This is a genomic window from Mesorhizobium sp. LSHC412B00, from assembly GCF_000503035.1.
Taxonomy (GTDB): Bacteria; Pseudomonadota; Alphaproteobacteria; order Rhizobiales; family Rhizobiaceae; genus Mesorhizobium.
In genome coordinates this window covers 72,227-80,078 of sequence record NZ_AYWB01000021.1, presented here as the reverse complement: position 1 = coordinate 80,078, position 7,852 = coordinate 72,227, and the positions used below count along the sequence as shown (strand labels likewise).

The 7,852-nt window shown below is 64.5% G+C and carries 7 protein-coding genes, 1 pseudogene and 1 riboswitch; of the genes and pseudogenes, 4 read left to right on the top strand and 4 right to left on the bottom strand.

From position 1 onward, the window contains the following. Nucleotides 1-609, top strand: a pseudogene (locus X757_RS139115) (hypothetical protein); the annotation flags it as partial. A 26-nt stretch (nucleotides 610-635) separates the two neighbouring features. Here X757_RS139115 and X757_RS139120 read toward each other — a convergent pair. The 4 genes from X757_RS139120 to X757_RS139135 are packed head-to-tail and all read right to left on the bottom strand — an operon-like array spanning nucleotide 636 to nucleotide 3,714. Continuing rightward, entirely contained in the window at nucleotides 636-935 is a 300-nt protein-coding gene (locus X757_RS139120; protein ID WP_023673676.1) for a CcdB family protein, read from the bottom strand. After that, entirely contained in the window at nucleotides 935-1,177 is a 243-nt protein-coding gene (locus X757_RS139125; protein ID WP_023709715.1) for a type II toxin-antitoxin system CcdA family antitoxin, read from the bottom strand. The genes X757_RS139120 and X757_RS139125 overlap by 1 nt, the downstream gene beginning before the upstream one ends. 55 nt (nucleotides 1,178-1,232) lie before the next feature. Continuing rightward, nucleotides 1,233-3,053 carry an ABC-F family ATP-binding cassette domain-containing protein gene (locus tag X757_RS139130; RefSeq protein ID WP_023727627.1) on the bottom strand — a complete coding sequence of 607 codons (1,821 nt, stop codon included), beginning with the start codon at nucleotides 3,051-3,053 and terminating at the stop codon, nucleotides 1,233-1,235. Between the two features lies 1 nt (nucleotide 3,054). Further along, entirely contained in the window at nucleotides 3,055-3,714 is a 660-nt protein-coding gene (locus tag X757_RS139135; protein WP_023690494.1) for a thiamine diphosphokinase, read from the bottom strand. A gap of 162 nt (nucleotides 3,715-3,876) precedes the next feature. Next, nucleotides 3,877-3,991: riboswitch (TPP riboswitch) on the top strand. 43 nt (nucleotides 3,992-4,034) lie between these two features. On the opposite strand from X757_RS139135, the gene thiB reads away from it, so the two are divergent. The 3 genes from thiB (at nucleotide 4,035) to thiQ (ending at nucleotide 7,622) form a co-directional block, all read left to right on the top strand. Continuing rightward, nucleotides 4,035-5,042, top strand: a complete 1,008-nt coding sequence (gene thiB / locus X757_RS139140) for a thiamine ABC transporter substrate binding subunit (protein WP_031251621.1) — start codon at nucleotides 4,035-4,037, stop codon at nucleotides 5,040-5,042. A 220-nt stretch (nucleotides 5,043-5,262) separates the two neighbouring features. Continuing rightward, a complete protein-coding gene (gene thiP / locus X757_RS139145; RefSeq protein WP_023727625.1) occupies nucleotides 5,263-6,861 on the top strand; it encodes a thiamine/thiamine pyrophosphate ABC transporter permease in 1,599 nt (532 codons plus the stop codon). Beyond that, nucleotides 6,858-7,622 (top strand): thiamine ABC transporter ATP-binding protein, encoded by a 765-nt coding sequence (gene thiQ, locus X757_RS139150; protein ID WP_023727624.1) that lies wholly within the window; start codon nucleotides 6,858-6,860, stop codon nucleotides 7,620-7,622. The genes thiP and thiQ overlap by 4 nt, the downstream gene beginning before the upstream one ends. Nucleotides 7,623-7,852 lie beyond the last annotated feature (230 nt).

The following is a 7,852-nucleotide window of genomic DNA, read 5'->3' as shown; positions in this document are numbered from 1 at the left end:
GCGGCCGGCACGCCGCCCGCTGCGCCGGCGGCCGCCGCTCCCGCGCCGACCGTTGCGGTCGGCCAGAAGGCGATCTTCTACGAGGAACGCACCTCGACCGCGCAAGGTTCGGCCGAACCCGGCAGCATCGTCTGGTCGCTGGTGCAGGAATCGCCCGGCGGCGACCTGCCGCCCGAGCCGGCGATCCGCGCCGAGGCGACCATTCCCGGCAAGGACATCCAGCTGCGCATGACCATCCGCCGCAATACCGACCAGACGCTGCCGGCCAGCCACATCATCGAGATGATCTTCCTGACGCCCGAGGGCTTTGACGGCGGTGGCGTCGACAACATCCTGCGCGTCGCCATGAAGAGTTCGGAACAGGATGCCGGCAGCCCGCTGATCGGCATTCCGGCCAAGATCGCCGACGGCTTCTTCCTGGTGGCGCTCAACGACACCAAGGCCGACGAGGACGCCAATATGACCTTGCTTCGAGGCCAGGACTGGATCGACGTGCCGGTGGTCTACAAGACCGGACGCCGGGCGCTGCTGACCATGGAAAAGGGCATTCCGGGCGAGAAGGTGTTCGACGAGGCGCTGAAGGCCTGGCAGGCCAAGACGGCAGGTTGACGGGCGGCAGTAGCGGCTGCCTTCGCTCAGAAGCCCTGGAACAGCATGTCGAGCGCGGCGACGATGTCGTCGTGATGTCTAGAAAGGTTTCCCTCTGGCATCCGCAATTCGGACGCGCTGAAGGCCGACACAAACTGCGTGACCATCACAAGATCTTTGCCGTTTATAGCGAAGGTCGGGTTCAGGCGGCGGCCAGGAAGCGGGGCAATCTCGGGCGGCATCAAAGGAACGACCACCCTCGTGCTCAGCCCTTCAAGCATATCTGACTGCACGTCGAGAAGATAACCGTCGCTCTCGGTACTCCGATAGAAATCGTAACGCGCCATCAGAACGGCCGGTGTTTAGCCAATGGCAGTCCGTTCTTTCGGACATATTCGTTGGAGCTTTCGATGGCTTCCCTGTTTTCTTCTTGCCATCGACGCGTTTTCTCCGCCGCAATCGCTTTCGCGATCCCTGCTTCGGCAGCGCGGGAGATGTTGATGCCCAACGCTTTGGCGTCCTTGATCAGCTGAGAGTCAATGGACGTGTTGACAGAGGCCCGCTGAGTTTTTGGCGTCGATTGAAGCACGGAGATGCCTCCTTTCATGCGCACAATATACGCGCATAAAAGACCGCAGGCAATGCTACCCCTCCATCTCCTCACGCAGCATTTCCAGCTCCAGCCACTCTTCCTCGAGTGCGGCCAGCGTGGCGCGTTCCTTGTCGAGGGCGGCGATGGTCTTTTGGAACGAGGCCGGGTCGCGCTCGTAATAGGCGGGATCGGCAATGTTGTTTTCCAACCGCGAGATCGAGGCCATTACCGCCTCGATCTTCTTGGGCAAGGATTCCAGGGCGAATTTCTGCTTGAACGACAGTTTCCTCGACGGCCCTTTTGGCGCTGCCGGCTCGCTCTTGCCCGGCGCCGGCGCATCGCTGGTTTCGGCCTTGGCGCGCGCCTTGCGGTCGTCGAGCCGGGTGCCGCCGCGCTGCGCCAGCATGTCGGAATAGCCACCGGCATATTCGATCCAGCGGCCGCCTCCGTCCGGGGCGATGATGCTGGTGACGGTGCGGTCGAGGAAGTCGCGGTCGTGGCTGACCAGGATGACCGTGCCGGCAAAGCCGGCGACAAGTTCCTGCAACAGTTCCAGCGTCTCCATGTCGAGATCGTTGGTCGGCTCGTCGAGCACCAGAAGGTTGGCGGGCCGCGCCAGAACACGCGCCAGGAGCAGCCGCGCCCGTTCGCCGCCGGACAGCTCGCGCACCGGGGTGCGCGCCTGTTCCGGCTTGAACAGGAAATCCTTCATGTAGGACACGACATGGCGCTGCTCGCCATTGATGACGAGGTTTTCGCCGCGCCCGTCCGTGAGATACTGCGCCAGGGTTTCGGCCGGATCGACCGCCTCGCGCTTCTGGTCGAGCGTGGCGATTTCCAGATTGGTGCCGAGCCGCACCGAGCCGGCGTCGGGCTTCATCTCGCCGGTAAGCATCTTCAACAGCGTCGTCTTGCCGGCGCCGTTCGGCCCGACAAGGCCGACGCGATCGCCGCGCTGGATGCGGGTCGAGAAGCTTTTGACCACGGTGAGGTCGCCAAAGCTCTTTTCGATGTTCTTGGCCTCGATCACCAGCTTGCCGGATTCGGCGGCGTCGCTGGCCACCATGGTGGCCGAGCCCTCGGCGCCGCGATGGCCGCGAAAACGCTGGCGCATGGTCTGCAGTTCGCCCAGGCGGCGCATGTTGCGTTTGCGGCGAGCCGTCACGCCATAGCGCAGCCAATGCTCCTCGCGCACGATCTGGCGGCCGAGCTTGTGCTGTTCGCGCTCTTCCTCTTCCAGCACAAGGTCGCGCCATTCCTCGAAATGGCCAAAGCCCTTGTCGAGGCGGCGGGTCTGGCCACGGTCGAGCCAGACAGTGGCGCGCGAGACGCGTTCGAGGAAGCGACGGTCGTGCGAGATGACGATCAGCGCCGAAGACGTCCGGACAAGCTCTTCTTCCAGCCATTCGATGACCGACAAATCGAGATGGTTCGTCGGCTCGTCAAGCAGCAGAATATCGGGTTCGGGCGCCATGACGCGGGCAAGTGCTGCGCGGCGCGCCTCGCCGCCGGAGAGATCGTTGGGGTTCTCGGTGCCGGCGAGGCCGAGATGCTCCATCAGATATGTGGCGCGGTAGGGATCGTCGGCAGGCCCAAGCCCAGCCTCGACATAGGCACGCACATTGGCAAAGCCGTCCATGTCGGGCATTTGCGGGAGATAGCGCACCGTTGCCGAAGGCTGGCGGAAGACCTCGCCGTCTTGCGGCTCGATCAGACCAGCAGCAATCTTCAGGAGCGTCGACTTGCCGGAGCCGTTGCGGCCGACGAGCGCGATCTTGTCACCGGCGGACGCCGTCAGTTCGGCGCCATCGAGCAGCGGCGTGCCGCCAAAGGTCAGTCTTATCCCGTCGAGGTTGAGAAGGGGCGGGGCCATGTCAGCTTTCAGGCAAGGGGTAGGGGTGGGCGAGCAGCAGCGCGCGGCCATGGCCGAGCGCGATTTCGAGGCCGCCCCCGGTCGTGTTGGACTTGACCTCGTTCGAGATGGTCAGCGACGAGCCGAACACGACCTCGACATGGTCGAGCGGCCACTTCGCGCCGGACACGGTGAGGCCCGAAAGATCGGAAAAGCCGAGCACCGAAAACAGCGTTCCGTCGGCATAGTCGAAGCCGGCCTTGCCAGGCAGCAGAGGGGCGCCTTCCTGCGCTCCGCTGGTCAACAGCAATTTTGTGCCGGCCTCGGCCAGCCGCAGGCTGAGCGCCAGATGGAGGAAGGCGTGGTCGGCGCGCTTGCCGCCGAAAGCGCCGGCCAGCACCAGGCTGGTGGCGCCGCGTTCCAATGCCGCCGCGATCGCCAGTTCGCCATCGGTCTTGTCCTTTTCGGGAGGAAACACCTCCCGCGGCACGGCGGCGAGATCGGCAGGCAGGTCCGCCGGCACGGAATCGAAATCGCCGACCCACAGCTCCGGCATCACGCCGAGCAGGCGGGCATGATCGATGCCGGCGTCGGCGGCGATGACGCGCGTGCCCGCGACCTGGCGGTCGAGCCGCGGCGTGCGGACGAGATCGCCGCCAAGCAGGATGGTGAATGTGCTCATATCCGCTGGCCCTTACCAGCCCCGCCGACGAAACGGAAGGCTAAGCGGCACCGTCACTCTTTGTTGGAGCATGATCTTTTTCCGGAAACGGATTCCACTTTCCGGGATCATGCTCGGGCAAACTTCCGCTTGCGTGGCACCTTGGCCGGGCCTATGTGTCGAAACGCTCTAACGGGGTGCCGGACGCGATCTTCGCGGACCGGCTGAGAGGCAGTCTCGCCAACCCGCTGAACCTGATCCGGTTTGTACCGGCGGAGGGATTAGACGCTTCGGACAGCCCGACGCCTCAATTCCTTTCAACACGAATGAAGGAGGCGCCGATGCGCATTTTTTTGTCCCGTCTTGTCCCAGCGCTGGGGCTTGCTGTGTCGCTACTGGCAATCCCTGCGTCCGCGCAGGAAAAACTCACGATCTATACCTATGAGAGTTTCACTGCCGACTGGGGTCCGGGCCCCCAGGTGAAGAAGGAATTCGAGGCCGAGTGCGGCTGCAGCGTCGACTTCGTCTCGGTGGCCGACGGCGTCGCGCTGCTCAACCGCGTCAAGCTCGAAGGTGCCTCGACCAAGGCCGATATCGTGCTTGGTCTCGACACCAACCTCACCGCGGAAGCCAAGGCTTCCGGCCTGTTTGTCCGACATGGCGCGGTGGCTGAAAACAACGTGCCGGGCGGCTGGAGCGACGACACTTTCGTGCCCTATGATTATGGCTATTTCGCCGTCGTCTACGACACCGAGAAGCTGAAGAACCCACCGAAGAGCCTGAAGGAATTGGTCGAGGGCGATGCCGCCGACAAGATCGTCATCCAGGATCCGAGGACGTCGACGCCGGGCCTCGGCCTGCTGCTGTGGGTCAAGTCGGTCTATGGCGACAAGGCGCCGGAAGCCTGGGCGAAACTCAAGGGCAAAGTGCTGACGGTGACGCCGGGCTGGAGCGAGGCCTACGGCCTGTTCACCAAGGGCGAGGCGCCGATGGTGCTTTCCTATACGACGTCGCCGGCCTACCACATGGTGGCCGAGAACACCGGGCGCTTCCAGGCGGCGTCGTTCGAGGAGGGCGAGTATCTGCAGGTCGAGGTCGCCGGCATCACCACCACGGGCGCGAAGAGCCCGCTGGCGGCGAAGTTCCTGGCCTTCATGACCGGGCCGAAATTCCAGGATGTCATTCCGGAGACCAACTGGATGTTCCCGGCCGGGAAAACCGACAAGCCGCTCAATCCGGCTTTTGATAGGCTGGTCAAGCCGGCGAAGACCTTGCTGTTCAGCCCGGAAGAGGTCGCGGCAAATCGCAAGGCCTGGGTGGATGAATGGCTGGCGGTGATGAGCAAATAGCTTTGGCTGTATGATCGAAAGATGAGTGCCCTACGGCGCCCCCCTCTGTCCTGCCGGACATCTCCCCCACGAGGGGGGAGATTGGCTATCGTCGGCGATTTCGCCAGTCGCCAAGGTTGCAGGAATAAGCGGGGCGCGGAAATAGCTGATCTCCCCCCTTGTGGGGGAGATGTCCGGCAGGACAGAGGGGGGCGCGAAGGAACGCGACGCCCGGTAAAGAGTGCAACGCTCTGACCCCCGCATCACGGCCGGCATTGTCGCGCTTGCGGCAATCGCGCTGCTGATCGGTGGCGCCTTCGCCGGCCTTATCCGCGAAGGCGCGCACGACCTTTCCGGCGCCGCGTCCGCCTTTGACCTCTATCTCCTGCGCGTTGTCCGCTTCACGCTCTGGCAGGCTGCGCTCTCGATGCTGCTTTCCGTCGTACCGGCGCTGTTCGTCGCCCGCGCGCTGTCGCGGCATCCGCGCTTCTTCGGACGCGGCTTCATCCTGCAGCTGTTCACTGTGCCCCTTGCCTTGCCGGCGATTGTCGCAGCGCTGGGCATACTGGCGCTCTACGGCCGCGCCGGTTATCTCGCCGCGATCGGTGGCCAGAGCTGGCCCGACATCTATGGGCTGCCGGGCATCCTCGTCGCCCACGTCTTCTTCAACCTGCCGCTGGCCACCCGGCTGTTCCTCGAAGCGCTGGGCACGGTGCCGGCCGATCAATGGCGGCTGGCGAACCAGCTCGGCATGGGAGCGAGGCCAGCCTTCCGGCTGATCGAGTGGCCGGTGCTGCGCGCCGCGCTGCCGGGCGTCGCCGGGCTTGTCTTCATGCTTTGCATCACCTCCTTCACCATCGTCCTGATCCTCGGCGGCGGGCCGGCGGCGACGACGCTGGAAGTCGCCATCTATCAGGCACTGCGTTTCGACTTCGATCCGGCGCGAGCGGTGACGCTGACGGTGCTGCAGATCGCGCTGACTTTTGCCGTCATGCTGGCGCTGACGCGGCTTGGCGCCAATATGACCGGCGACGCCAATTTGCCTGTCGCGCCGCGCCGCTATCACTTGGCCGGCAAAGCAGAAACAGCGTTCAACGCCGTCCTGATCGTGCTCGCCTTGCTGTTCGTCGCCGGACCAATGGCGGCCACCGTCGCGTCCGGCCTCGACGCCGATCTCGGCCGGTTGGCGGGCGAGAGTGCCGTGCGTCAGGCGACGCTGACCAGCGCCGGTCTCGCCTTCTCGGCGGCGCTACTTTCGGTGGCGCTGTCGCTGTCGCTGATCATGGCGCGTCGGGCATTGTCGCTGCGCCGCCGGTCCAGTGCCCGTTCATTGCTCGAGCATGCCACCGACACCGGCGCCGGCTTCGTCCTCGTCGTGCCGCCCGTCGTCATCGGCGCCGGCTGGTTTCTCCTGCTGCGCACGGTCAGCGATGTCTTTGCCATCGCGCCGGTCATGGTCGTCACCGTCAATGCGGTGATGGCGATGCCCTTTGCCATCCGCGCGATGCGCCCGGCCTATGATGCGGCGAGCGAGCGCCATGAGAGGCTGTGCGCGCAGCTCGGGATTGCGGGCTGGAACCGGCTGCTTCTGGTCGACTGGCCGTCGCTCCGGCGGCCGCTGGCCACCGGCTTTGCCTTCGCCATGGCGCTGTCGCTCGGCGATCTCGGCGTCATCGCGCTGTTCGGCAGCGATTCGGTGCAGACCTTGCCCTATCTCCTGCTGGCGCGCATGGGCAGCTATCGCACGGCCGATGCTGCCGGGCTGGCTTTGCTGCTCGGGGCGGTCTGCCTTGCATTGGTGGTCGCGGCAGACTGGCTGGGACGGGGAGAGAGATCGTGACGTCCGCTGTGGAGAAAGGCACGACTGTCCGGCTGGACACGGTCTCGTTCAGCTATGGCGAAACGTCATTCCTGTTCGATGTCGAATTCGATACATCGAAGATCACCGCCATCATGGGGGCAAGTGGTTCGGGCAAATCGACCTTGCTCAATCTGGTGGCTGGTTTCGAGACGCCGGAGTTCGGTCGTGTGCTGATCGGCGGCGCCGATGTCGGCGCCGAGCCGCCTTCGGTGCGGCCGGTGTCGATGGTATTCCAGGAAAACAATCTGTTTGCTCATCTCTCGGTGGAGAAGAATGTCGGGCTCGGCCGCTCGCCATCTCTCAACCTGACCGACGCCGATCGCGCCGCAATCGCCGAGGCGCTTGACCGCGTCGGCCTGGCCGGCAAGGAAATGCGCCTGCCGCGCGAACTCTCCGGCGGCGAAAGGCAGCGCGTGGCGCTCGCCCGCGTTCTGGTGCGCGACCGGCCGGTGCTGCTGCTCGACGAGCCGTTCGCTTCGCTCGGGCCAGCACTGCGCGACGACATGCTCGACCTGGTGGCCGGCGTTCATGCCGAGCGGGCGATGACGGTGCTGTTCGTCACGCATCAGCCGGAAGACGCTCGCCGTATCGGCGAGCAGATGGTTTTTCTGGACAATGGCAGGGTTGCCGCGACGGGACCTGCCGCCGATTTTTTCGACGGCACTGGCCCTGAAGCGTTTCGGCGCTATATCGGCGCAAGTTCGGGCGGATCACGCGATATTGCCCGGAAGCGGACATAATTTACGACCAAACCGGCTACAGGTGATGTGGCGCTTGCTTGCCATGGTCCAGTCGATGTGGCTAGGTCCGCTTAGTACTGGTCCGGCACGAGCCGTGATTTGCCCCTACAGCGCCGCACCCGGCCGGATGCGTAAACGCTGTAGGTTTTTTGATGTGTGCAGGATTGCCAACGAAAACCGATTTTTCGCTGGCGCGGACCCCGGTCCAAATCATGCGCCGAGAGCTGAAG